The organism is Helicobacter pylori oki112, from assembly GCF_000600085.1.
Classification (GTDB): Bacteria; Campylobacterota; Campylobacteria; order Campylobacterales; family Helicobacteraceae; genus Helicobacter; species Helicobacter pylori_CY.
Map to the genome: position 1 here is coordinate 1,190,745 of NZ_CP006821.1, position 23,339 is coordinate 1,214,083.

At 38.8% G+C, this 23,339-nt stretch carries 23 protein-coding genes; 7 read left to right on the forward strand and 16 right to left on the reverse strand.

The window, feature by feature from the left end; translation table 11 throughout:
* Positions 1 to 159 precede the first annotated feature (159 nt).
* The 6 genes from HPOKI112_RS05635 (at position 160) to HPOKI112_RS05660 (ending at position 5,649) form a co-directional block, all read left to right on the forward strand.
* Positions 160 to 720 (forward strand): pyruvate flavodoxin oxidoreductase subunit gamma, encoded by a 561-nt coding sequence (locus tag HPOKI112_RS05635; RefSeq protein ID WP_000486455.1) that lies wholly within the window; start codon positions 160 to 162, stop codon positions 718 to 720.
* Positions 721 to 735: 15 nt separating this feature from the next.
* Positions 736 to 1,128: a 4Fe-4S dicluster-binding protein gene (locus tag HPOKI112_RS05640; RefSeq protein ID WP_000656168.1), complete on the forward strand. Its 393-nt coding sequence runs from the start codon at positions 736 to 738 to the stop codon at positions 1,126 to 1,128.
* Between the two features lie 9 nt (positions 1,129 to 1,137).
* Positions 1,138 to 2,361 (forward strand): 2-oxoacid:ferredoxin oxidoreductase subunit alpha, encoded by a 1,224-nt coding sequence (locus HPOKI112_RS05645; protein WP_015644583.1) that lies wholly within the window; start codon positions 1,138 to 1,140, stop codon positions 2,359 to 2,361.
* A gap of 12 nt (positions 2,362 to 2,373) precedes the next feature.
* On the forward strand, positions 2,374 to 3,318 hold the full coding sequence (locus tag HPOKI112_RS05650; protein ID WP_000238168.1) for a thiamine pyrophosphate-dependent enzyme: 945 nt from the start codon (positions 2,374 to 2,376) through the stop codon (positions 3,316 to 3,318).
* A 109-nt stretch (positions 3,319 to 3,427) separates the two neighbouring features.
* Complete coding sequence (purB, locus tag HPOKI112_RS05655; RefSeq protein ID WP_000893887.1) at positions 3,428 to 4,750, forward strand: adenylosuccinate lyase; 1,323 nt, start codon at positions 3,428 to 3,430, stop codon at positions 4,748 to 4,750.
* A 65-nt stretch (positions 4,751 to 4,815) separates the two neighbouring features.
* Positions 4,816 to 5,649, forward strand: a complete 834-nt coding sequence (locus tag HPOKI112_RS05660; protein WP_025309935.1) for an outer membrane protein — start codon at positions 4,816 to 4,818, stop codon at positions 5,647 to 5,649.
* A gap of 10 nt (positions 5,650 to 5,659) precedes the next feature.
* Here the strand turns inward: HPOKI112_RS05660 and uvrB are convergent, their stop codons facing one another.
* From uvrB to HPOKI112_RS05680, 4 genes are all read right to left on the reverse strand, one after another.
* Positions 5,660 to 7,636: an excinuclease ABC subunit UvrB gene (gene uvrB, locus HPOKI112_RS05665; protein WP_025309936.1), complete on the reverse strand. Its 1,977-nt coding sequence runs from the start codon at positions 7,634 to 7,636 to the stop codon at positions 5,660 to 5,662.
* A gap of 40 nt (positions 7,637 to 7,676) precedes the next feature.
* A complete protein-coding gene (locus HPOKI112_RS05670; RefSeq protein WP_025276232.1) occupies positions 7,677 to 8,423 on the reverse strand; it encodes an ATP synthase subunit B family protein in 747 nt (248 codons plus the stop codon).
* A 316-nt stretch (positions 8,424 to 8,739) separates the two neighbouring features.
* Positions 8,740 to 8,919 (reverse strand): hypothetical protein, encoded by a 180-nt coding sequence (locus tag HPOKI112_RS08490; protein WP_025276233.1) that lies wholly within the window; start codon positions 8,917 to 8,919, stop codon positions 8,740 to 8,742.
* Between the two features lie 68 nt (positions 8,920 to 8,987).
* Entirely contained in the window at positions 8,988 to 11,783 is a 2,796-nt protein-coding gene (locus HPOKI112_RS05680) for a DUF3519 domain-containing protein (RefSeq protein ID WP_038416879.1), read from the reverse strand.
* On the opposite strand from HPOKI112_RS05680, the gene HPOKI112_RS05685 reads away from it, so the two are divergent.
* The gene (locus HPOKI112_RS05685; protein WP_025309939.1) at positions 11,743 to 11,943 is read left to right on the forward strand and encodes a hypothetical protein; all 201 of its coding nucleotides are present in this window, start codon (positions 11,743 to 11,745) and stop codon (positions 11,941 to 11,943) included. The two genes, HPOKI112_RS05680 and HPOKI112_RS05685, sit on opposite strands and share 41 nt — an antisense overlap.
* A gap of 238 nt (positions 11,944 to 12,181) precedes the next feature.
* Here the strand turns inward: HPOKI112_RS05685 and HPOKI112_RS05690 are convergent, their stop codons facing one another.
* From HPOKI112_RS05690 to HPOKI112_RS05745, 12 genes are all read right to left on the reverse strand, one after another.
* The gene (locus HPOKI112_RS05690) at positions 12,182 to 12,952 is read right to left on the reverse strand and encodes an HP1117 family Sel1-like repeat protein (RefSeq protein WP_025276236.1); all 771 of its coding nucleotides are present in this window, start codon (positions 12,950 to 12,952) and stop codon (positions 12,182 to 12,184) included.
* Positions 12,953 to 13,216: 264 nt separating this feature from the next.
* Positions 13,217 to 14,920, reverse strand: a complete 1,704-nt coding sequence (gene ggt, locus HPOKI112_RS05695) for a gamma-glutamyltransferase (RefSeq protein WP_025276237.1) — start codon at positions 14,918 to 14,920, stop codon at positions 13,217 to 13,219.
* 195 nt (positions 14,921 to 15,115) lie between these two features.
* Positions 15,116 to 16,936, reverse strand: coding sequence for a flagellar hook-associated protein FlgK (flgK, locus tag HPOKI112_RS05700; RefSeq protein WP_015428140.1), 1,821 nt, complete (start codon positions 16,934 to 16,936; stop codon positions 15,116 to 15,118).
* A 1-nt stretch (position 16,937) separates the two neighbouring features.
* Positions 16,938 to 17,372, reverse strand: a complete 435-nt coding sequence (locus HPOKI112_RS05705; protein ID WP_025309940.1) for a hypothetical protein — start codon at positions 17,370 to 17,372, stop codon at positions 16,938 to 16,940.
* A 131-nt stretch (positions 17,373 to 17,503) separates the two neighbouring features.
* Positions 17,504 to 18,442, reverse strand: coding sequence for a DNA cytosine methyltransferase (gene dcm / locus HPOKI112_RS05710; protein ID WP_025276238.1), 939 nt, complete (start codon positions 18,440 to 18,442; stop codon positions 17,504 to 17,506).
* 161 nt (positions 18,443 to 18,603) lie between these two features.
* A complete protein-coding gene (locus HPOKI112_RS05715) occupies positions 18,604 to 18,807 on the reverse strand; it encodes a flagellar biosynthesis anti-sigma factor FlgM (protein ID WP_001864146.1) in 204 nt (67 codons plus the stop codon).
* A gap of 63 nt (positions 18,808 to 18,870) precedes the next feature.
* Positions 18,871 to 19,077, reverse strand: a complete 207-nt coding sequence (locus HPOKI112_RS05720; protein ID WP_001014529.1) for a hypothetical protein — start codon at positions 19,075 to 19,077, stop codon at positions 18,871 to 18,873.
* A gap of 31 nt (positions 19,078 to 19,108) precedes the next feature.
* Complete coding sequence (locus HPOKI112_RS05725) at positions 19,109 to 19,666, reverse strand: FKBP-type peptidyl-prolyl cis-trans isomerase (protein ID WP_025276239.1); 558 nt, start codon at positions 19,664 to 19,666, stop codon at positions 19,109 to 19,111.
* Positions 19,653 to 20,648, reverse strand: a complete 996-nt coding sequence (locus HPOKI112_RS05730) for a tol-pal system YbgF family protein (protein ID WP_025309941.1) — start codon at positions 20,646 to 20,648, stop codon at positions 19,653 to 19,655. The genes HPOKI112_RS05725 and HPOKI112_RS05730 overlap by 14 nt, the downstream gene beginning before the upstream one ends.
* Positions 20,649 to 20,655: 7 nt before the next feature.
* The gene (locus HPOKI112_RS05735) at positions 20,656 to 21,195 is read right to left on the reverse strand and encodes an outer membrane protein Omp18 (protein WP_000831158.1); all 540 of its coding nucleotides are present in this window, start codon (positions 21,193 to 21,195) and stop codon (positions 20,656 to 20,658) included.
* A 66-nt stretch (positions 21,196 to 21,261) separates the two neighbouring features.
* Positions 21,262 to 22,515, reverse strand: coding sequence for a Tol-Pal system protein TolB (tolB, locus tag HPOKI112_RS05740; protein ID WP_025309942.1), 1,254 nt, complete (start codon positions 22,513 to 22,515; stop codon positions 21,262 to 21,264).
* The gene (locus tag HPOKI112_RS05745) at positions 22,515 to 23,336 is read right to left on the reverse strand and encodes an energy transducer TonB (protein ID WP_015428146.1); all 822 of its coding nucleotides are present in this window, start codon (positions 23,334 to 23,336) and stop codon (positions 22,515 to 22,517) included. Before HPOKI112_RS05745 ends, tolB begins: the two co-directional genes overlap by 1 nt.
* Positions 23,337 to 23,339 lie beyond the last annotated feature (3 nt).

Here is a 23,339-nt window from a genome sequence, read left to right on the forward strand (position 1 = left end):
TCTTTTTAGAATAAATAGCCATAATTCTTGTGGGTATGCCCCCATTTTTCTATAAAAATTCCTAAAAAGATATTGTTATAAGACACATTAATAGTTTTTCTTGTATAATTTTAGGCTGAATTCAATTTATCTTATACGATATTAAGGAGACATATTACCATGTTTCAAATTAGATGGCATGCGCGAGCGGGTCAAGGCGCAATCACTGGCGCTAAAGGGCTGGCTGATGTGATTTCAAAAACAGGTAAAGAAGTGCAAGCGTTCGCTTCCTATGGTTCAGCTAAAAGGGGGGCTGCTATGATGGCTTATAACCGCATTGATGATGAGCCTATTTTAAACCATGAACGCTTCATGCAGCCTGATTATGTGCTAGTGATTGATCCGGGTTTGGTTTTCATTGAAAACATCTTCGCTAATGAAAAAGAAGACACGACCTATATCATCACCAGCTATCTTAACAAAGAAGAATTGTTTGAAAAAAAACCTGAATTAAAAACCCGTAAGGTGTTTTTAGTGGATTGTTTAAAAATCTCTATGGAAACCTTAAAACGCCCCATCCCTAACACGCCCATGCTAGGGGCGCTAATGAAAGTGTCTGGCATGCTTGAAATTGGGGCTTTTAAAGAAGCTTTTAAGAAAGTTTTAGGCAAAAAGCTCACGCAAGAAGTCATTGATGCTAACATGCTCGCTATCCAAAGAGCTTATGAAGAAGTTCAATAACATTAAGGAACAAAGATGAAAGATTGGAATGAATTTGAAATGGGAGCGGTGCTCTTCCCTTTTGAAAAAAACGCACAAAGCGAAATGGAAAAACACAATGATGAGCGCCATTACACCGAGCAAAGCTACTTCACCACTTCAGTGGCTCATTGGCGCGTGGCTAAGCCTGTGCATAACAATAACATTTGCATCAATTGCTTTAATTGTTGGGTTTATTGCCCAGACGCTGCTATTCTTTCAAGAGAGGGCAAGTTAAAAGGTGTGGATTATTCTCATTGTAAAGGCTGTGGCGTGTGTGTGGATGTCTGCCCCACCAACCCCAAATCGCTATGGATGTTTGAAGAACAAATTGATCCTGCTAGCGCCCTCACTCAATGGCCGCAAAAACAAGAAAAGAAAAAATCGTAAGGAAAAAATATGGCAAGAAGTATTGAACTACAAGAGATAGAAGTGTGGGATGGCAACATGGCCAGCTCTAACGCTTTAAGACAGGCTCAAATTGATGTCATCGCAGCCTATCCTATCACCCCATCAACGCCCATTGTGCAAAATTATGGCTCGTTTAAGGATAATGGCTATATTGATGGCGAATTTGTTTTAGTGGAATCTGAGCATGCCGCCATGAGTGCATGCGTGGGAGCTGCAGCAGCTGGTGGAAGGGTCAGCACTGCGACTAGCTCTCAAGGTTTGGCGTTAATGGTAGAGGTTTTATACCAGGCTTCTGGCATGCGTTTGCCTATCGTTTTGAATTTAGTCAATCGCGCTTTAGCAGCCCCTTTGAATATCCATGGCGATCATTCTGATATGTATTTAAGCAGGGATTCTGGTTGGATAAGTTTATGCACATGCAACCCCCAAGAAGCTTATGATTTCACTTTAATGGCGTTTAAAATCGCAGAGCATCAAAAGGTGCGCGTGCCTACTATTGTCAATCAAGACGGGTTTTTATGCTCGCACACCGTGCAAAATGTCCGCCCTTTGAGCGATGCAGTGGCTTATCAATTCGTGGGCGAATACCAAACCAAGCATTCCCTTTTGGATTTTGATAAACCGGTAAGCTATGGCGCGCAAGCTGAAGAAGAATGGCATTATGAGCATAAAGCCCAACTCCACCATGCGATCATGAGCGCGTCTTCTGTGATTGAAGAAGTGTTTAATGATTTCGCTAAACTCACCGGCAGACAATACCATTTGACTAAAACTTTCCAGCTAGAAGACGCTGAAATCGCTATTTTTGCGTTAGGCACTACTTATGAATCAGCGATCGTAGCGGCTAAAGAAATGCGTAAAAAAGGCATTAAGGCCGGCGTGGCCACCATCCATTCCTTGCGCCCTTTCCCTTATGAAAGATTAGGGCAGGATTTGAAAAATCTTAAAGCTTTAGCGATTTTAGACAAAAGCTCTCCAGCGGGCGCTATGGGGGCGATGTTTAATGAGGTAACGAGTGCGGTGTATCAAACACAAGGGACTAAACACCCTGTGGTGTCTAACTACATTTATGGTTTAGGCGAAAGGGATATGACAATCGCGCATTTATGCGAAATTTTTGAAGAAATCAATGAAGACGCTCTTAAAGGCACGCTCACGCACCCTACCCAACAATTCGTAGGCTTGCGTGGCCCTAAAATGAGCTTTTTTTAAAAAGGAAATATCATGGTAAAAGAAGTCAAAACACTCAAAGGTTTTAGCCAAAGCGCTGAAAAATTTCAAGGCTCGCACTTGCTTTGTCCGGGTTGTGGGCATGGCATTATTGTGCGCGAAGTTTTAAACGCTGTAGATGGGCCTATCGTTTTAGGCAATTCTACCGGTTGTTTAGAGGTATGCTCGGCGGTGTATCCGCACACTTCATGGGATGTGCCTTGGATTCATATTGGTTTTGAAAATGGCTCTACAGCAATTTCAGGGGTGGAAGCGATGTATAAGGCTTTAGTGAATAAGGGTCGCTATCAAGGTCAAAAGCCAAAATTTGTGGCGTTTGGAGGCGATGGGGCTAGTTATGATATTGGTCTTCAATTCATCAGCGGTTGCATGGAAAGAGGGCATGACATGACTTACATTTGCCTGGATAATGAAAACTACGCCAACACCGGCGGTCAAAGAAGTGGCTCTACGCCATTAGGGGCTAGCACTTCTACCACGCCATCAGGATCGGTTAGCTTTGGTAAAAAAGAAAAGAAAAAAGACATCGTCAATATCATGGCAAGCCATGGAGTCCCTTATGTGGCGCAGCTCTCGCCTAACAAATGGAAGGACATGAACAAAAAGATTAAAACCGCGCTAGACACTGAAGGGCCTTGCTTCATCAACGCTCTTAGCCCGTGCACGACTGAATGGAAATTTGAATCCAATAAAACCATTGAATTAGCGGATATGGCTGTGGATAGCTTGATGTTCCCCCTATTTGAAATCTTTAATGGCAGGGAATTGAAAATCACTTACCGCCCCAGAAATATCATTCCTGTAAGGGATTATTTAGCGGCTCAAAAGCGTTTCAAACACCTTTTCAAAAAGGAAAACGAACACATTATTGAAGAATTGCAAAAAGATGTGAATGAGCGTTGGGAATACTTGCAACGCAGAGAAGAAGCTAAAGTATAATCCTTCCATTAGATCAAGGCGCTTTTTTGCGTCTTGTGTGATTTTCCCCCTTGACTTTTTAAACCCCTTTAAAGTAACATAAATCCCATTTTGATTTTAAGGATTGTCGGTGTTAGAACGCTATGCGAATGAAGAAATGAAAGCCCTATGGAATGAGCAAACCAAGTTTGAAACCTATTTAGAAGTGGAAAAAGCTGTCGTTAGGGCGTGGAACAAGCTTGGGCAAATCCAAGATAGCGATTGTGAAAAAATCTGCTCAAAGGCGGCATTCAATCTTGAGCGCATCAAAGAAATTGAAAAAACCACTAAACATGATTTAATCGCTTTCACTACTTGCGTGGCTGAAAGCCTGGGCGAAGAATCGCGCTTTTTTCATTATGGGATCACTTCTAGCGATTGCATTGATACGGCTATGGCGTTATTGATGACAAAAAGCTTAAAACTCATTCAAAAAGGCGTTAAAAACCTCTATGAAACCCTTAAAAACAGGGCTTTAGAGCATAAAGACACGCTGATGGTGGGCAGAAGCCATGGAGTGTTTGGCGAACCCATTACTTTTGGCTTAGTGTTAGCCCTTTTTGCTGATGAGATCAAACGGCATTTAAAAGCCTTAGATTTAACGATGGAATTTATCAGCGTGGGAGCGATCAGTGGGGCTATGGGGAATTTCGCGCACGCCCCCTTAGAATTAGAAGAATTAGCGTGCGAATTTTTAGGCTTAAAAACCGCCAATATCAATAATCAAGTCATTCAAAGAGATCGCTACGCTAGGCTTGCATGCGATCTGGCTCTTTTAGCGAGCAGTTGTGAAAAAATCGCTGTCAATATCCGCCATTTGCAACGCAGTGAAGTCTATGAAGTGGAAGAAGCTTTTTCAACAGGGCAAAAAGGAAGCTCTGCGATGCCTCACAAAAGAAACCCCATATTGAGCGAGAATATCACCGGGCTTTGCAGGGTGATTCGCTCTTTTACGACCCCTATGCTAGAAAATGTCGCCTTATGGCATGAAAGGGACATGAGCCATAGCTCTGTGGAGCGTTTTGCATTGCCCGATCTGTTTATCACGAGCGATTTTATGCTCAGCCGCCTAAATAGCGTGATTAAAAATTTGGTGGTTTATCCTAAAAACATGCTTAAAAATTTAGCTTTGAGTGGGGGGCTAGTCTTTTCGCAACGGGTGTTATTGGAATTGCCTAAAAAAGGTTTGAGCCGAGAAGAAAGCTATTCTATCGTGCAAGAAAATGCGATGAAAATATGGGAGGTTTTGCAACAAGGCGCTTTTAAAAACGCTGATGAAAATTTGTTTTTAAACGCCCTACTCAACGATGAACGCTTGAAAAAATATTTGAGCGAGGATGAAATCAAAGCATGTTTTGATTACGGGTATTACACTAAAAACGTGGGGGCGATTTTTAAAAGGGTGTTTGAATAAGGCGCATTTTTACAAAAACAAAACTATAAAATAAGCGCTAAAAAATTGAAGTTTTAAGGGGTTTTTTGAAACGAGCGTTATGTTTAGTTTTAGGGCTTTTTTGCACGCTTAATGCAAAGGGTTTTAAAGATGTTTTGACTAAAGGGGATTACACTTTTTTTAATAAAAAGGTGGTTTCGCCCATTAAACGCTATGCGGATAGATCGGTGTTTTATTTGGGGTTTGGGTATCAATTAGGGAGCATTCAGCACAACTCTAGCAACTTGAATCTATTCCAGAACTTCACCAAAACCCAAATTATTTTCAGCGATGGCTTAAGCCCTGTTTTTAAAAATTCGTATGTGTCTAATGGTCTTGGCGTGCAAGTGGGCTATAAATGGGTGGGTAAGCATGAAGAAACGAAGTGGTTTGGTTTCAGGTGGGGGCTATTTTATGATTTGAGCGCTTCTCTTTATGGCCCACAAGAATCGCAGTCTGTCATCATTTCCACTTATGGCACTTATATGGATTTATTATTTAACGCTTATAATGGGGATAAGTTTTTTGCCGGGTTCAATCTGGGGATTGCTTTTGCTGGGGTGTATAATAAATTAAGCGATGCGCTATTGTATCAAACGCTTCTTCAAGACACTTTTGGCGGGAAAGTGGATCCAAATGGCTTCCAGTTTTTGGTGGATTTAGGGGTTCGTTTAGGGAATGAGCGCAACCAATTTGGCTTTGGGATTAAAATCCCTACTTATTATTTTAACCACTATTATTCCATGAATAACATTAGCAATAGTAGTGGAAATGTCCTAAAGGTTTTACGATTTTTAGAATACGGGATCAACAGCGTGTTGTATCGGGTTGATTTCAGGCGCAATTACTCGGTTTATTTCAACTACACTTATAGTTTTTAAGCGGTAGCGTTTAAAGCGTTCTTAATTTAGCGATTTCATCTCTCAAACGCATCGCTTCTTCAAAATCCAAATTTTTCGCGCATTCTCGCATTTTTTTATCCAGTTCTTTAATGATTTTTTCCCTTTCACTTTTAGGGATTTTGTTCTTTTTTAAGGCTTTAGCGATTTTAATCTCATCGTCTCTTAATTTCAACTCCTCTTCTAAAGCGCGAGTAACGGTTTTGGGGGTGATATTGTGAAGCTTATTGAACTCTTCTTGCTTAGCGCGCCTGTAGCTCGTAATTTCAAAGGCTTTTTGCATGCTTTGAGTGGTTTTTTTAGCGTATAATAAAACCTTGCCATTGGCGTTTCTAGCGGCTCGCCCCATGGTTTGAATGAGGCTTGTTTCACTCCTTAAAAACCCTTCTTTATCCGCATCCATGATCGCTACTAAAGAAACTTCAGGCAAATCCAACCCTTCTCTTAAAAGATTGATCCCTATTAAAATATCAAATTCTTTAAGCCTTAAAGAGCGGATGATGTGATTTCTTTCAATCGCATCAATTTCACTATGCATGTAACGCGCTTTCAAGCCCCATTCAGCATAATATTTGCACAATTCTTCTGCCATTTTTTTAGTGAGCGTGGTGATGAGCACCCTTTCATCTCTGGCCACCACTAACTTGATTTCATCAAATAAATCCTGGACCTGCTTATCGCTGTCTCGCACTTCAAATTTAGGGTCTAAAAGCCCTGTAGGGCGAATGATTTGCTCAGCGACATTCTTTTTGGAAAGCTCTAATTCGAGCTTATTGGGCGTAGCGGACACAAAAAGGAACTGGCAATTTTTATGGATAAATTCATCAAATTTTAAAGGGCGGTTGTCTAAAGCGCTAGGCAATCTAAAACCATATTCCACTAAAACGCTTTTCCTGCTCATATCCCCTGCATACATCCCTCCAAACTGCGGCAAACTCACATGGCTTTCATCTACAATGACTAAAAACTCCCGCTCAAATATCCCTAAATAATCAAACAAGCAAAAAGGCGTTTCGTTAGGGGCTTTACCGGTGAAATGGCGCGCGTAATTTTCAATGCCCTTACACACACCGGTCGTGCTAATCATTTCTAAATCATGCTCGGTGCGTTGTTTGAGGCGGTTGTATTCAAGCATTTTATCCTGCTCTTTAAAAAATTTCAATCTTAAAGCGAGTTCATCTTCAATGCTTTTAATGGCTAAATTCAGCCTCTCGCTCCCTACGGCAAACTGACTGGCCGCATAAAGCATAATAGAATCCAAGCGTTTGATTTCATTTCTTTCTAAAGCGTCAAAGACTGCAATCCTTTCTATCTCATCGCCAAAAAATTCAATCCTAATAAATTCAGCGTCATTATAAGCGGGGAAAATATCCACACATTCCCCCATCGCTCTAAAGCTCCCCCTATCAAACACCACTTCATTACGGCTATAACCCATTTCTACTAGCTTTAATAAAAAGCTCTTGTAAGCGCGCTTCTCACCCACTTTGATTTTTTCCATGACTTTTAAATATTCTTCAGGGTTACCCAAACCATAATTAGCCGAAACGCTCGCTATCACGATCACATCATCATAACCTAAAAGTGAGGTGGTCGCGCTCAATCTCAAACGCTCTAAATCATCGTTAATAGAGCTGTCTTTTTCAATAAATAAATCCCTCCTAGGGATATAGCTTTCAGGCTGGTAGTAATCAAAGTGGGAGATAAAATACTCCACCCTATTATGCGGGAAAAACGCCTTAAACTCGCTATAAAGCTGTGCGCATAAGGTCTTATTATGGCTCATGATCAAAGTGGGTTTATTGGTTTGAGCGATGATATTGGCCATCGTATAAGTCTTACCGCTCCCTGTAACCCCCACTAGAGTTTGATAATGGTTGTTATTTTTCAAGCTTTTTGTTAAAGCTTCTATGGCTTGGGGCTGATCGCCTGCTGGTGGGTAAGGGCTTTTTAAATCAAATAAAGGCATCTTTAAAACTCGCATTTTTTAGGGGTATTATAGTAGGTTTTTAACACGCCTTATTCAATCTCAAAAAAATCAATGTTTTGATAATGATCGTGTTTTTCGCTTCGTTAATCTCGCTTGTGGCTTGTTGCTTTTCTGTTTTGATCGCTTCAAGGCTTTGGGTTTTGTTGGTGTTAATTTGCGTTGTAGCACTTTCTTTGGCTTCGTTAATGTTAGTTATCGCTTGCGTTTTATTCTCGCTTATTTCGTTGTTAGCGGTCGTTTTAGCTTGTGTGATTGCTTCAAGGCTTTGCGTTTTGTTTTCGGTGATTTGATGATTAGCGTTTTCTCTAGCTTGGTTTAAAAAGATTTGATAGCTCGTTAAAAGCCTTGTAGCGGTTTCTATCAATTGATTTTCTAGCTTCTTAATTTCGCTTTTGATGTTTTCGGTGTTAGCGTTTAGTGTAGCGGTTACTTCCTGCTCATTAGTGTGCATGCTCGTATTGAAATCATTAAAAAAGCCCTCGTATTCTTTCATTTTGTTTTTCAAGCTCTCTCCGGCGTTAGTAAGCCACTCAATGGAGTTTCTTAAACTGCTATCGATCTCGTTGGCGTTTTTGAAAAAATCCAAAGATAAAAGCACTTCTAAAATCCTAACAATCCCTTTAAGGCTTAATTCCACTTGCTCGGTGAAAAGAGTATTAGAATTTAGCGCGCTTTGTAATTGCTTTAATAACTCGTTAGTGATTTCTTTCACTTCAGGCTGGCTTGTTATCTCTAAATTACTATTAGGTAGGTTAGGGTAATTCATTTTATTCCTTTTTTATAAATATTTTCAATCATCAAAACCTCCACATTTCAACAATTCCACGATTAAAAAATCAATAATCCACACTGCACAATCTCTTTTATTATCTCTGTATTGCTTCACAAGTGAGAGGCATTCTTTAGCTTTGTTAATTTGTTTTTCTAGTAGTTGCTTACTTCCATCACGCTGACACGCTTCTATTCCCGCATGGTTTTGTTTTCATCTTGCTTATCTCTAACAACAAACTCCCAAACTTCATCGCTATCATTTTTAAACCTAAACACTAAAGGGTAATCCTCTACGCTCTCGGCTGTCTTTACTAATATTGAAAACCGCTCGCTCTCGCTATCAAACATTTTAAAATCGCATTACTAAGGGTATCGTTTGCTTCGCTAAAATGTTTTAAGAATGTTACGACTTCTAATCCCAAATGTTCGGACTCTTCATAAAAACTATTATAAGCCTCTGTTGCAATCTTCCATTTTTCAAATAGCTGCATTTCTTCCTCCTTGACTTATTGAAGTTTTTTAAATAAAATTCTTACAGACATCGCTATAGGAACTCGACCTATGGTTGCCCCTTAGAGGGTTTGGTGTCTTGTAATTTTTTATAAGCGTTGTTATTCTTATAATCTCCGTTACTCTTAAACATCGTTTTTAAAACTAATTCACTCTTTCTATTAACTGCTTGCTCTACCACTACCGCATAGCCATTGATTTGCTTGAATGCGATCAAATTATTATTATTAACAAAAATAGCATCTGCCCCATCAATAAAGCTTCTATAATTAGCTACATCTTCGTAAGTAATAGGGCTTTCATTCCTAACATTAACAGAATTAACGCCATGCCTTTTGAGTATGTGAGTAATAGATTCATGATCTAAACTCGCCCTAACATCTTCAGGGTGTCTAAAGTTAGCGTTTTGTAAAAGTTCTACTTCTTTATTAGAGGCTTTTTCTATAATCATTTTCTTGTTGTTTTTGTGTAGAAATTCAACAATTTCAGGCGTTAGGTTATTCTTACCAAAAATAACAGCGTCTCTCCCGCTTGTAGGGATTTTTGCGTTATTTAATATCTCTTTGATTTCATCATTACTTAATTTCTTATCGCTATAATCTCGTTTTATCCCTTTCTCGCTCTCTTTTTGCATATCCTTCACGGCTTCTATCAAGCGATTTAAGGTAGGGTTATTTTCGTTCGGCTCTCTATTTACCATTAAAAGGTAATGCGTGAAGTCGTAAATATCAATATCCTTAAATTCCTTACTATCAGGGTTAAACATGTCTTTTGTAACATCTGCTATTTTGAAATCTTTCAAACCTTTTTTAATGTTATCGCTTCTTAAAGCTTCAAATAACGCTTTGCTCGGATCATCAAACCTCGCAAATCGTGCGATAGCTCCTCCTAAAATCTCGCTGATATCGCTTGTAGTTTGTTCGCTCTTTTCAAACATCTCTAAAGAACTCGTTTTATAGAATTTTTCGCTCAAATCTTTCAGGCTTTCGCTCGTGCTTTGATAATTCTTTAAATTCGCAAAACTGCGATCCATAATATCGCTTAAATAAGCGTTCAGGCTTACATTAGGGAAATTCATATCGTGGATGAGATTGTGAAAGCTTCCCGCATTATCTACAAACATTTTTTTTACTTTTTCATAGCTTTTAATATCGTTACTAAATTCTTTCTGCCATCGGTTTAATAATTCTATCCCTTGCGTTTTGGTCCTTGGCATGTTATACATGAGAAGTGCGAGGTTACTATCTCCTACATTAGGATGAGTTGCTTTGTCAAAATTCAAATTTTTAGCAACAATGTTTTTTAAAGAATAGATGCTATCAGCGTTTAATTTTTTGTCTAATTCTTTTAATTTTGCTTCATAATGGCTTAAAACCGCTATAGCGTGATCGCTTTCGCTATTAAAGCGTCCTTGATTGCTTGAAGCCGCTAAATTGTTGATCTCGGTGTTGTTTAGCCTCTTGTGTGGCACTCGCACTAACAATTCGTCCGGCTTTAATTCTATGTTATAGTATTCCTTGATCGCTCTCTCGTAAATATAACGGCTTTTAGGCGTGAAATTTAGCATGCCTTGGATTCGGTGGTTTCCTGCGATCACTTGGCCGTCGTGTAAAATAATAGGTAAATCTTCAAAACCTCCACTCCCAAATATCTTTTTAGGATCAAAATTCTCAGCAATGCTTTTAATCTGCTCTTCGTTCATGTCGGTGCGTTTTTGCGTTCCGCCTGTGGTAAAGCTTGGTTTTAAATCTTTTGCTTTCACGATCGCATAGTCTAGATCGTAAATCTCTCTTTCGTTTAGCCTCACTCGGCTTTTTGGTAATTGCTCTTGCGCATTCGTAGGTATATCCTCTCCTACTTCTATTTTAGTCTGGCTTTCAATGTTGCCTGCATTGCCTCGCTCGTGTTCTAACTTCTTTTTTAATGCGGCTTTGCGCGCTTGTTCTTGCTCTTTTAAGCGTGTAAATTCTTTTTCGCTTTCAAGCTTCTCGCTTTCTAACTTAAGAAGCTTTTCAGCGTTGGCTTGTTCTAATGGGCTTAATTTTGTAGCTTCTTTGGTGGTTTCGTTTAAATTTTCGCTTGTTTTTAATAAATTCTCTTGATCTGTTAGCGGTTTTGGTGTAGGATTATTTTCATTAAGTGTAGTAGGTTGTGGCCTGCTATCCTTTGAGGTGCTAGGTTGTGGCCTGGCATCCCTAAAATCTTTAAAATTCCTATCACTATAAAAATCAAAAATCTTATTCCCATTATTCAAATCATCTACGACTAACCTAAGCTTAACGCCGTTATTATCCCATTCATAGCCGTATCTAAACCCGTTTTTAAGCTTTTCAAAACTCTCTAATAACACGCTTCCGTTTTTGATAACTTCGCTCATGTTGATTAGCTCGTCGTTAGTTAGTCCGCCTGTATTTTCTGCTCCGTTCTGTTTAACTAAAATCTTTTTAGCGCCTGCGTGCCTTGATCCTTGATCTAAAATGTAAAGGTCGTTTAAATCTATCTTTTTAATCTCGCCCTTGTCTAATTCTCCCTTAAAAACCTTTAAAACTTGTTTCTGTTCTTTAGTAAGTGTGCTTTCATCAATCTTTTGTAATTCTTTTAAGGCGTTTTCGTATTTAGTTACTTTCTCTTTGATTTCTTCGCTCGCTTGTTTAACGCCGTTATTAAGCTCTTCAATGATTTTAAGCGTGTTGTTTGAAAATTTAGCGTTTTTGGCGCTTAGTTCTAGTTGCTTACTAAATTCGCTAATGCTGTGGCTTCGTTCAAGCGCTCGTTTAATGTGATACTTTAAGGCGGCTCCTGCGGTGGCTTCGTTTAAGGCTTTGGGTAGTTTAACCCCTAAAATGCGATCGGGAGCGTTTCTGTATAGAGTTCCTAGCGTGAATTTAGTCCATTGGTATTTTAACGCTCCGCTTAAAGTGGTCGCTAAACCTTGGCTTAAATTTTTCGTTGTAGCGGGCTTTAGGCTTAAAGCGATCTTATCATCGTTTTTAAAAAGCTTATGAAAACCGCTCGCTATTGTTTGGAGTTTGTAAATTTAGGGGTTTGTTAAGAGAATATTTAGGCGAGACCAACAAAGCAAAGTTATAGCAAGCAATGTTTTCTGGCTAAAGTTTTTAGTATAAAGCCATCTAGCCATGAAAAATGCAATATCTTTAATCTATCGCTTCAAATCAATTGTTCAAAAAACACGCTACTTAGCATAAAATAAAAAAATCCTTGAATCAAGCCCAAGTTTGAGAATTATCGGCTTGAAGTGTTCTTTTTCTTACAATTTTTATCAATGTCAAAATCACATGCTTTTTGCATGTATTCTTCAGCCTTTTTCTTATCTTTTTCCACGCCTAACCCATACTGATAAGACTCTGCTAACCCTTCATAAGCTCTAGAAGAACTCATATCAGCCGCCATTTTATAATAGACAATAGCCTTATCTTTGTCTGGCTCAATACCCAATTGATCATTCCCACTATAATAAATATCCCCTAAAAGGATATAAGCTTCTACATTACCCTTATGCATCGCTTTTCTAAAGCACTCTGTCGCTTTCACATAGTTGCTTGGAACTCCCCTACCCTCCATATACATGATGCCTAAGTTGATATAGGCGTTAGTATAGCCTTTCTCTGTAGCTATTCTAAAATATTCCACGGCTTTCTTTTCATCTTTAGGCACGCCCCTACCCTCTTTATACATCACACCTAAATTGTTATACCCTCTAGGTATATCGTTATCAACCGCTTTTTGAAAATATTCAGCCGCTTTCTTGTAATCTTTAGGCACACCCCTACCATTTTCATACATGATCCCTAAAAGAACATAAGCAAGTGGCTCGCCATTTTTAATCGCGCTCTTATAAAAAGAAGCCGCCCGCTCGTATTCCTTATTATTATAGGCTTCCTCCCCTTTATAAATAAAATTCCTTTTTTGTTCAAGGTGTTCTGCACCAAGAGCACTAAATAAACACAAACCTACCAAACAAATCTTCAAGGCTAATTTGCTTGCGTATCCCATTGTTACTCCTCTACTTTAATAAGGTCAAACATAATGTCAATGATTAATCTTAAAAAAGAAACTGCATGCGTTCTAGAACCAGCAAACATTCTCAAACTCCCTTCTGCATACACCATTTTAGATCTAATATCGTCTCTTGTAATGAGAAATTTTACACTATTTTTATGAATTTTAAAACTAAATTTAAGATTTTCTCGCTAAAAAGTCCCCCCCTCCCAAAAAAATAAGGCTAAATAGGACTAAAAACCTTTATATGACAAAGAATTAAAATTCTTTCCTTGGATCCGTTGATCCATAGAAAACGCTCCCCTTAGTTTTAGGCAAAACCTGGATCGCGTTCACATCGCCCATGACCGGCTTAGTAACGATTTGATAGCCCATTTTAGTGAGGTTGTCTTTCACATCAGCGGGCATGCCAAACTTTTCAATCCTTAATTCATCAGGGAGCCATTGCATGTGAAATCTTGGGGCTGAGACCGCTTCAGAAATATTCATGTTGTAATCAATGACATTGGAAATCACTTGCAACACCGTAGTGATAATCCTAGACCCTCCAGGGCTTCCCACCACCATGAAAACCTTATTGTTTTTCAACACAATCGTAGGCGACATGGAGCTTAAAGGGCGCTTATTGGCTTCAATCGCATTCGCATCGCCCCCTACTAAACCATAGAGATTAGGATTCCCAGGCTTTATGGAAAAATCATCCATTTCATTGTTCAATAAAAAACCTGCCCCATCAATACTAGCAGCGCTCCCATAAGAAGCGTTAATGGTGTAAGTAACGCTGACTGCATTCCCCCACCTGTCCGCTACAGAATAATGCGTGGTATTGCTCCCCTCATGCAACTGCCCCATTCCTGGTTTGATTTGAGAGCTTGGCGTAACCGTATCTGGCTGGATAGTGTCAAAAATCTTTTTGGCATACGCCTTATTAATCAATTTATCCACCGGCACCGAAACAAAATCAGAATCTCCCATATAAACCGATCTATCCGCATAAGCTTGGCGCATCGCTTCTGCAGCGATATGGATATTCTTAGAAGCCCCATACCCAAGGGCGCTTAAATCCGCATTCTCCATGACATTTAAAATCTGAATCAAATGCGTGCCTCCTGAACTTGGCGGCGACATAGAAATGATCTTATACCCACGATAACTCCCTACCACGGGTTTGCGCCATTTCACATTGTAACTGGCTAAATCCTCTTTAGTGATAATCCCCCCATTTTTTTTCATATCTTTCTCAATAAGCTCAGCGACTTGCCCTTGATAAAAGCCTTTAGCACCTAGCGTTTTGATTTGATTCAAAGTCTTGGCTAAATCTTTTTGGACAAATAAGTCCCCTTCTTGATAATCAAGATGCCCTTTTTTAAAAAAATACTTTTTGCTAGAACTGTATTTTAAAAACCGCTCCCTCGCTTCTTTTAGGGTTTCTGCTTGTCTTTGTGAAATCGCATAACCATTTTCAGCCAATTTAATGGCAGGATCAATGAGTTGCGATAGTTTTTTGGTGCCGTATTTTTTCAGCATCGCTTCCATGCCCGCCACCGTCCCAGGAACCCCGGCCGCCAAATAGCCATCTTCGCTGAGTTTAGGGACTACATTGCCTTGCTTGTCTAAAAACATGTCTTTAGTGGCTTTCAAGGGGGCTTTTTCTCTAAAATCTAAGGCAACATTTTCACCATTAGCCAAATGGATAACCGCAAAACCTCCGCCACCAATATTACCTGCTGCCGGATGGACGACTGCTAGAGCGAATCCCATCGCTACAGCCGCATCAATCGCATTACCTCCCTCTTCTAAAACCTTTTGCCCAATTTCAGTGGCTAGCGGGTGGCTAGAAAGGGCTAACCCCACTTTAGTGTTTTTAATGGGCGGGTAACTCGCCGCGCTCAAAGGGTTTAACAAACCCAAAGAGAGCGCTATCACACCCAAGCCAATCGTTTTCAAAAAACTCCGTCTCATCTGTTTTCCTTTCAATCAACAATAATCGTTATTATAGCATAAGCTTTACAAAGCACTCTCTCGCTTATAACTTACATAATACTATTAATTGTTTGAGTGTTGGTTATAAAAAAGGCTCAAAAATGAGTTTTAAAATGAATAGAGCTTAAAAAATAAGTTAAGGCCTATTTGATAAAAACGCTATGGGTAGGAAACTTATTGTTTAATCCCTAATAGAGTGTCTATCATCCGATCAATGGCGGTAATGACTTTAGCGTTAGCCGCATAGCCGCTTTGAAACTTGATCAAATTCACCATTTCTTCATCCACGCTCACTTGCGAAATAGAGAGTTGCTCTTTTTTAATGGTCTCTAACATGCTCTTTTTAGTGTCCAAAATACGCCCTGATTTTTCAGCGTCCGTGTTGATTTTACCGGTTAAAAATTGATAAAACTCACTGATTTTCATTGGTTTAATGTCAAACTTGTCGTTATAAAAATCCACGCTATCGTATTGCAATTGCTGCATCATGTTCGCCACATCAAAATTCCCGTTAATGGGAGCAAGCCATGGGCGGATAGTGGTAGGCTCTTTTTTGTATTCTTTATTCAAGCTGATATTAGAAGCGTCATCGCCTTGAAAAAAAGGGTTGAGTTTTAACGCCCCCATAAAATTCGTGCCGTTATCTTTCATAGAGACAAACAACCCTTGCGAAGCGTTTTTAGGCTGGATAACAAATTTTTTAGTCTCATTGTTAAAGCCCGCTGTGAAATAATCATCAAAATCGTTTTCGGTGTTATTGTCTTGATTGTCATCGGTGTTAGCGTTAATGGCCTGGATAATATCGTTCATGGTTGTAATGGGCGTGATAGCAATGGTTTTTCTGGCGATTTCTTTACCATCGGTGTTGTAAGCTATAAGATCAAACGAGCCGTTTTTGATATTGTAGTTCGTGTCTTTAAAGGCTTCATCGCTATTGAACTCCACAGGCTCGCCCTCAATATAATGACTCGCGCTTTGGGCGTAAATCGCATTAGTGGATTCTATCAAGCCCTTAGCAAAAGAATCCAACAAATCAATATAATCTTGCAATTTGCCCTTTAAAGTCCCGTTAGAGCCGTCATTATACACATTCAATAACGCCCCCACTTTCCCCTGATTGAGCTTGTCAGTAATATTAGTAACCTTAAAATCATCGCTTTGAAAATAAACCTGGTTCAAACCCCCTTTATTTTCGGATTCTTTAACCACTAAAGGATGGAAAATAGATCCATCAATGATATTGAACCCATGCCCGATATTAAGGTTATAGCTCTCATCAAAATCCGCTGAGTCTTTATCTGTGAGCGAATTGGTTTTAATGCTGCTTTTAAAAACATTCCCCCCTAAAAGCTCTCGCAAATGGAATTCCAACTCATCTCGCTTATCCCTTAATTCATTCGCATGCTTTAAGCTCTTGTTGTTTTCCACTTCTTTAATGCGTTTGTTGATTTGAGCGATTTGAGAACCCAAGCTATTGACTTCTTTGATAACGCTTTTTAATTCTTCGCTCGCCTTGTGCTGTAAGGTCGTTAACCTTTCTCTGGTGTCTTTAATGTTGTGCGTTAAAGCTTCTGTTTTTTGAGCGAGAGCCTGTTTTTGAGCGGAGTCTTTGGCGTTTTTAGACAATTCTTTCCATGAGTTAAAATAATCTTGCAAATCCGTAAAAAGGCTCGCTTCATCAATGTCCGGAAAATACGCGCTCGCTTCTTTTAAATGCGAAAACTCTGTATCATAATAAGTGTTTTCGTAATTAGCCTTCGTGTAACGAGCAAAAACAAACTCATCATGCACCCTTTCAATGGCTTCTACATCCACGCCCATATTCACGTTTTTAGTGCCATACATGTAAGCCGCTTGAGGCTTTGCAATCACGCGCTGACGGCTATAAAATTCATCGCTGGCGTTAGAAATATTATTCCCGGTAACATCCACCATGCTCTGATGAGCTTGTAGGCCCGTGTAAGAAGTGTTGAGTGAAGATAAAATCCCGCCCATTTTACGCCTGCACTCTTAAAAAATGGCTCCCCACATGCCTAGAGCCTTTATAATCGCAAGTGTCATGGGGGATGATTTGTTGGATGAGCGAAGAATAAAAATCAGAAACCGCAAACGCCATGCGCGAATAAATCAAGTTTTTTTCTTTCAAAGCAAGCAAGGACTCTCGCATTTGGTTTAAAAAATCGCTCGTTTTTTCGTCTAATAATCCACTCATTTCTTTATTAGGGAATTGGTTTTTTAAAGACAACATTTGCACATCTATATTCGCTTTTTCTTTTTCAAAAGCTTGAATCGCTAACTGTTTTTGATGGTTTCTTTCAAAAATTTCGGTGTGTTTAGCGAGTTTGATGTCTCTTATATCGCGCTCGGTTAAATCAATCAATTCTTTCAATTGGTTGAGCGCGTTTTCTAAATGAGAATGTAAAACGACCATAACAAATCCTTTAGCTCTTGTTTCAGCCGTATTCAAGCAAATACTATGCCATTTTTAGTTTTATTATAAAACTCAATTTCTTAAGGGGATAGGGGGTATTTTGAAATCATTTTCCCTTTAAAGCTCCCTTATTAAATCGCCTTTAACATTTGCTTAGCGATAGCAGCAATCACATTCACGCTCATCGCATTCCCTGCTTGAGATAATAAATGGCTTTCTTTAAAATTAGGATTATTTTTAATCTTAGCGATCAAATCCCTAGGAAATCCTTGTAAAAGCAAGCTTTCAATAGCGTTTAATCTTTTGATTTTGTCTTTTTGAATATAAAACAGGCCATGTCTTCCTGTCCTTAAGGTAGGAAAAACATTAAAATACAACCTTAAATCAGATTGTCTTGTATCTAAAACAGCGTTTTCTAAAGCTAAAATATTCTCTAAAAAAACCCGGTTATAGTTGTATGGGTTGCGCAAGTATCTTTGAAATGTAGCGTTACTCACATCCAAATAACACTCATTATCAGCGTCTAAAAAATCGTTAAAACAATAATCATTGGCTAAACCTAAAGGGAAATGAAATGGGTGTTTCAAATCCTTCCTAAACCCTACGATATAAAGACGTTCTCTCTTTTGGGCTAATTGGAAATCAGCGCTGTTTAAAATTTGATAATGAGTTGTATAGCCCGCTCCTTGCAAGGCTTTGATAATGGTTTTAAAAGTTTCTTGTTGCTTATGATGGATCAAGCCCTTAACGTTTTCAAGCAAGAAACATTTGGGCTGTTTGACTTTTAAGATACGAATAAGCCCATAAATAATAGTCCCTCTTTCATCTTCAAGCCCCTTCCTTTTGCCATTGATAGAAAAAGCCTGACAAGGAAACCCGCTAACTAACGCATCAAAATCGGGCAAATCATTAGGATTGATTCGCATCAAATCCCCAAAATTATGGGTATCTTTAAAAAATAATTCATAAGTCCTAAGGGCTTCATGATTGATTTCTGCATGCCCTACGCATTTTAAATGGCATCGCTCCAAGCCCAAACGGCCTCCACCAATACCAGAGCAAAAATCCATAAAAGTTAAAATTTCCAATCAATCATTCCTAACACACAACTAAAAACACGCCCTATTTAAGAGAGCGACAAATCCATTCAAAACATAGAGAAACTAAACTTCAGTGAAAAACAAAACGACAGTGAGAATGAACCCCCCTAGAAATGAAGCCCTTAAACCCCCTAGCTTATCCCCAATAAATCCTGTGCCATTTTGTGAGAAGTCTCATGCAAGTTGATTTTATACTGGTTATTTTCAATCGCTTTCTTGATCTCAGCTACCCTATCAAGAGCGGCCTCATTGTTTTCAACTTTTTCATTCTTTTCCACACGCTTATAATTCCCCAAAGACTGCACCGGAGCAAGAGAAGAAACGGCATTAATCATTGTAAAATCCTTTAATTTGATATTCATTCTATTACAGCAAGTATCGGCAAAAAAGAAAAAAAGTTAATGGATTTTTGAAATCTGTTTTTGCAATTCCTTACCAAATTTCTTGGTGGTGGTGATGGGTTTTTTTCCGGTTTCTGCCACAGAGCCAAACGATTGCGATTGCAAACTTTTAAACATAAAAAACATTAAAAAAATTAAAATATAACAAAATAAAAAAAAGCAAATGGTAGGGAATAGCCAATTTTTGAGGTTAGAACCATTCATGACCTTGCCTTTTAAAGACTCCTATACCTTACTACCCATGCGAACATGAGCAACTACAGCCCCCACCTTTCTTCCCGCCATGATCCCCATGACCGCCACAGCAACCTGTCCCACCGCCATGGTGTGAAGCTAAAATTTCTTCTTCGCTCACTTCCCTAAAACCTAAAACCTTGAAACGGAATGCTAAAGTTTTCCCGGCTAACGGGTGGTTATAATCCACCATCACATGCGTAGCGCTAAAGTCTTTGATAGTGGCTTGAATGGTTTGGTTGTCTTCAGTTTGCCCAAAAACGCTCATGCCTTTTTCTAATTCAATGCCTTCAAATTGATCTCTAGGGACTTCTTGCAAATAGCTGCTTTCATAAACCCCATAAGCTTCCTCTGGGGCGATGACAACCTCTTCCCACTCGCCAATTTGAGCCTTTAATACCGCCTTTTCTAACCCTACTATGATTTGATTAGCGCCTATAATAAACTCTAAAGGCTCTTTAGAAATATTGCTGTCTAGCACAACACTAGAGCCTTGTTCTCTCACTTCATATTCAATCAAAGCGGCTTGTTTGATTGACTCTAAATCATGGTTTTGCATGGTGGTGTTTCTCCTTGTTTTCTAAGATTTTTTGTGCCATTTTAGCTTGTTCGCTTGAAGGATACAAGTGCTGCAAAGTGTTTAAAAATTTATAATAGTTTTGATCGTCTTTGATTTTTTTAAACGACCATGCCGTATGCCACAAAAGCACAGGCATGTAAGACGCTTTTTTATTTAAAAGAGCGCTCTCTTTGTAATACTTGATCGCTTCTTTATATCTCTTTTCTCCATAAGCCACTTCTCCAAGAACATAACGCACATAATAAAGTCTGTAACTATTGGCTTCTAACCACAACAAACGCTCTTTAGCTTCTGCATAGGATTTGTTTCTAAAAAAAGACAGGACTTCTTGAAAGATCTCTTTTTGCTTGGACAAGTCTTTATCAAACTCAACTTTCGCCTTTTCTTGGGTTTTTTTCTCTTGATTTTTTGGGGCTTCGGCTTTTAAAGAGGGGTTTTTATTGGCCGGAACGCTTGGTTTGAGCGGCTTTTCAGCTTTTTCCTCTTGTTCTTTTAGGGCTTTTTGGATTAAGGCAATTTGTGAAACCAAATCCTGGCTTAACTTGGTCAATAATTCACTCATCTCTTTATTTTGCTTGTCTAACTGCTGGATAGCCTGCTGGTTAGCGTGAATCTCATTCCTCAAATCCTCTAAAGTTTGCGATTGCTGCTTAAGCGTGTTAGCCTGCACTTCTTGCGAAGCTTTTAAGGCTCGCAAGGATTCTTCTTGGGAAAGGATAGCGTTGTTGAGATCTTTAATCTTATTAGCCTGCCCTTCATAAACGCTCCTTAGACCCTCTTGAGCTTGAGTGTTAGCCTCTACTTGCGAATGGATTTTGGTCAAAATATTAGAAAAATTCTTACTATTGACTTGCAACTGCTTGAGTTCTTTTTTGGTAGCTCCGCTTTGCAAATCAAACGCTGAAGGCTCCCCATTGAGAAAAAAGGGAGCGACAAAAGGGATAAAAAAAAGCCTTTTCATCCTAGAATTACTTCACTAATTTGACATCCACTCTTCTGTTTTCTTTGTAACATTCTCTAGTTTTTTGGGTGCATTTGGGTTTGGTTTCACCAAAACTGATGGTTTTGATCATATCTTTTTCTACCCCTTTAATGACTAAAGCGTTCTTCACGCTCAAAGTCCTTTTAACGCCAAGCGCTTGGTTGTATTCGCTAGAGCCAAATTCATCGGTATTGCCTTCCAAAAGCACTTGCATGTGGTTTTCTTTAGCTTTTTGCACGATCTCATCTAAAGTCTCTTGATCGGATTCTTTGATTTCATACTTGTCAAAATCAAAATAAATAGAAGCGATGATAGTCCCGCTCTCAACAGCTGGCTTTTCTTCAACCACTGGAGCTGGCTCTTGTTTAGGCTCTTCTTTCTCTGGAGCTGGTTCTGTAGTAACAGGTGCAGTCTGAACCGTTTTAGCACTCACATCGCCAGCCACAGTCTTATTATCCATTTTATGACTACAGCCAGCTACCAATAAAAAAGCTACCAAGAAACTAAATACAGAAGATCTCTTCATTATAAACTCTCCAAGAATCAAATTTTAATAAGTGTAAATATTAACTCACATTCGCTTAATTTAACCTTACCAATCAAAGGCTTGTATTTTCACATTCTTTAAAGGGAATAAAAAACTCTGATTATAGTCTAGCAAAATAAGCCCCATGGCGTATTCTTGGGGTGTCTTTTTGATATACATGATATTTCTCCCATCCGTAGAAAAACGAGGCATCTGGTTAGAGCCATTCACGGTAAGCCTGCGGATATATTTGCTGTTTAGAGTGATCAAATTCAAATTAAACACCGTTTTGCCAAATTCATTAAGGTTTTCCCGGCTCACATACACAATACTATCTTTATAAGCGTCAATGGATTCATTGCTTCTTCCTTCATAAAGGAGTTGCTCCGCGCTTTCTTTTAACCCCAATTTCTTCATGTAGATGTTAGGATAACCGGATCTATCCGAAACAAAAGCCATAGACTTGTCATCTTCTAAAAACACTCCTGAAACATCTATCCCAGGATAGCGCGTTATTTTAGTTTTAGTTTTTTTATGCGTGTCATACAAATACACATCCGGTTGGCCATCAGGGGCTAAAGACATTAAGATTTTAGAGCCATCAGAACTCACGCTAGAGACCACAGCCATTCCTTGAGAGCTAGCGATATTCTCATGAGTGGCTTTTTGAATGTTGTATTTTAAAATCATGGGCGTTCTTTCGCCATACTGTGTGTAATAAAACTCCGTTTGCTCAGCGTTCGCCCATTTAGGGAAAATATTGAGTCGGTTGTTTTTGATGATTTCTTTTTGATAACGCATCGTATAATCGGCTAGTGCGATATTTGTGATTCCTGGTCCAATGTATTTAGAAAAAACAATAAGGCGCTTCATCCAAGCGATAGAAGGGGCTTTTAAATAGTCATTCACCACAATGGCCATGTTGTGCGCTGCAAAAGGGTATAGATCAGCGCTTAAAATGGGGTAGTCAAAAGTTTTAACAAGAGCACTTGTATTGATATCATAAAGTTTTAATCGTGAAATTTTATTGCCGTTTTCTAAAGCCACACTCACCAACGCTACAAGATGGACTTTTTTATCTTTGAGTTCTGCGTAATTGATAGCGCCTTGATCCTTGTTTTGAGAAACATCAAAATGCTGGCTAGTCTTTAAATCATTCGCCAAGACTTCATGCAATTTTAAAGCGTAATTGGCATCGTTATCTATAGAGTAGCGCACTTCAATCTTAGGAAGTTTTTGAATGGTTTTAATAATATCTAGTGTTTTATCTGTTGCAAAAAGCCCTATAGTGCCTATTAAAAAAAGCCATAAATACCTCATTATTCTTCCTTAGTGGTGAAATTAACTTGAATAGAAATCATGTTTCCTCCAGGATATGGGGGAAAATCCACTTTCTTTAAATCATTTAAAAGGGTCATCACACTCTTGTTATAATCCTTAAAATCAGAGTAGCTAAGAATGGTATAATCAAACTCCCCATCTTTAGTGATCATAATCAGCGCGCTCACTGAAGCCTTGTGATAAAAAACCCCTTTCCAACCTTTATATAAAATCTGATAGATTTGAGCGTACCACTCTTGGTAAGCCTTTTCATCAACCCCATCTTGTTTAGGAATTTGCAAATCTAAAGTTTTGTTTTTAACGCTTTCTAGTTTTTGCGCGAATTGATCCAAATTCTGTTGCAAACCTTTCAACATCTCTTGATTTTTTTGGTTTTGCTTTAAGCGTTGTTGTTCTTTTAAACGCCTTTGCTCTTCTTCTTGCTCATTTTTTTGCTCATCTTTTTGGGCGTTTGCGTCTGTCTTTTCTTGAAAATCATTGAGTGAAGAAAAAATATCTTCAAGGCTTTCTTCTTGTTCTTTAGAATCAATAAAATCACCCTCTTTATCAGTTGCATTTTTTTCAACTACTTTTTCATCTTTTTTTTCTTCTACTTTTTCAGCTACTTTTTCATCTTTTTTTTCATCGCTTGGCAAATCTTCTAAATTCAAATCAATGACTTGTTCGTTTTTTTTGCCTAAATCTAAAAGGATTTTCTCCGCTTCTTTATTATGCCTTTCTAGCAACAAGCCATACAACAACAAAGCATAAAGCAAGAACGCTAAAAAGCCAGAAACAACAAAGATCGCGCTCTTACTCATGCA

What these genes read in the sequence shown, in the direction of transcription:
- HPOKI112_RS05735 (WP_000831158.1), bottom strand. Translation starts at nt 21,195, where the DNA reads ATGAAGAGATCTTCTGTATTTAGTTTCTTGGTAGCTTTTTTATTGGTA.
- HPOKI112_RS08490 (WP_025276233.1), bottom strand. Translation starts at nt 8,919, where the DNA reads ATGCAGCTATTTGAAAAATGGAAGATTGCAACAGAGGCTTATAATAGT.
- ggt (WP_025276237.1), bottom strand. Translation starts at nt 14,920, where the DNA reads ATGAGACGGAGTTTTTTGAAAACGATTGGCTTGGGTGTGATAGCGCTC.
- HPOKI112_RS05690 (WP_025276236.1), bottom strand. Translation starts at nt 12,952, where the DNA reads ATGGGATACGCAAGCAAATTAGCCTTGAAGATTTGTTTGGTAGGTTTG.
- HPOKI112_RS05725 (WP_025276239.1), bottom strand. Translation starts at nt 19,666, where the DNA reads ATGCAAAACCATGATTTAGAGTCAATCAAACAAGCCGCTTTGATTGAA.
- HPOKI112_RS05715 (WP_001864146.1), bottom strand. Translation starts at nt 18,807, where the DNA reads ATGATTAATGCCGTTTCTTCTCTTGCTCCGGTGCAGTCTTTGGGGAAT.
- HPOKI112_RS05640 (WP_000656168.1), top strand. Translation starts at nt 736, where the DNA reads ATGAAAGATTGGAATGAATTTGAAATGGGAGCGGTGCTCTTCCCTTTT.
- HPOKI112_RS05705 (WP_025309940.1), bottom strand. Translation starts at nt 17,372, where the DNA reads ATGGTCGTTTTACATTCTCATTTAGAAAACGCGCTCAACCAATTGAAA.
- HPOKI112_RS05730 (WP_025309941.1), bottom strand. Translation starts at nt 20,648, where the DNA reads ATGAAAAGGCTTTTTTTTATCCCTTTTGTCGCTCCCTTTTTTCTCAAT.
- flgK (WP_015428140.1), bottom strand. Translation starts at nt 16,936, where the DNA reads ATGGGCGGGATTTTATCTTCACTCAACACTTCTTACACGGGCCTACAA.
- HPOKI112_RS05670 (WP_025276232.1), bottom strand. Translation starts at nt 8,423, where the DNA reads ATGAATTACCCTAACCTACCTAATAGTAATTTAGAGATAACAAGCCAG.
- dcm (WP_025276238.1), bottom strand. Translation starts at nt 18,442, where the DNA reads ATGGATTTTTGCTCTGGTATTGGTGGAGGCCGTTTGGGCTTGGAGCGA.
- HPOKI112_RS05745 (WP_015428146.1), bottom strand. Translation starts at nt 23,336, where the DNA reads ATGAGTAAGAGCGCGATCTTTGTTGTTTCTGGCTTTTTAGCGTTCTTG.
- tolB (WP_025309942.1), bottom strand. Translation starts at nt 22,515, where the DNA reads ATGAGGTATTTATGGCTTTTTTTAATAGGCACTATAGGGCTTTTTGCA.
- HPOKI112_RS05645 (WP_015644583.1), top strand. Translation starts at nt 1,138, where the DNA reads ATGGCAAGAAGTATTGAACTACAAGAGATAGAAGTGTGGGATGGCAAC.
- HPOKI112_RS05635 (WP_000486455.1), top strand. Translation starts at nt 160, where the DNA reads ATGTTTCAAATTAGATGGCATGCGCGAGCGGGTCAAGGCGCAATCACT.
- HPOKI112_RS05650 (WP_000238168.1), top strand. Translation starts at nt 2,374, where the DNA reads ATGGTAAAAGAAGTCAAAACACTCAAAGGTTTTAGCCAAAGCGCTGAA.
- HPOKI112_RS05720 (WP_001014529.1), bottom strand. Translation starts at nt 19,077, where the DNA reads ATGAATGGTTCTAACCTCAAAAATTGGCTATTCCCTACCATTTGCTTT.
- uvrB (WP_025309936.1), bottom strand. Translation starts at nt 7,636, where the DNA reads ATGCCTTTATTTGATTTAAAAAGCCCTTACCCACCAGCAGGCGATCAG.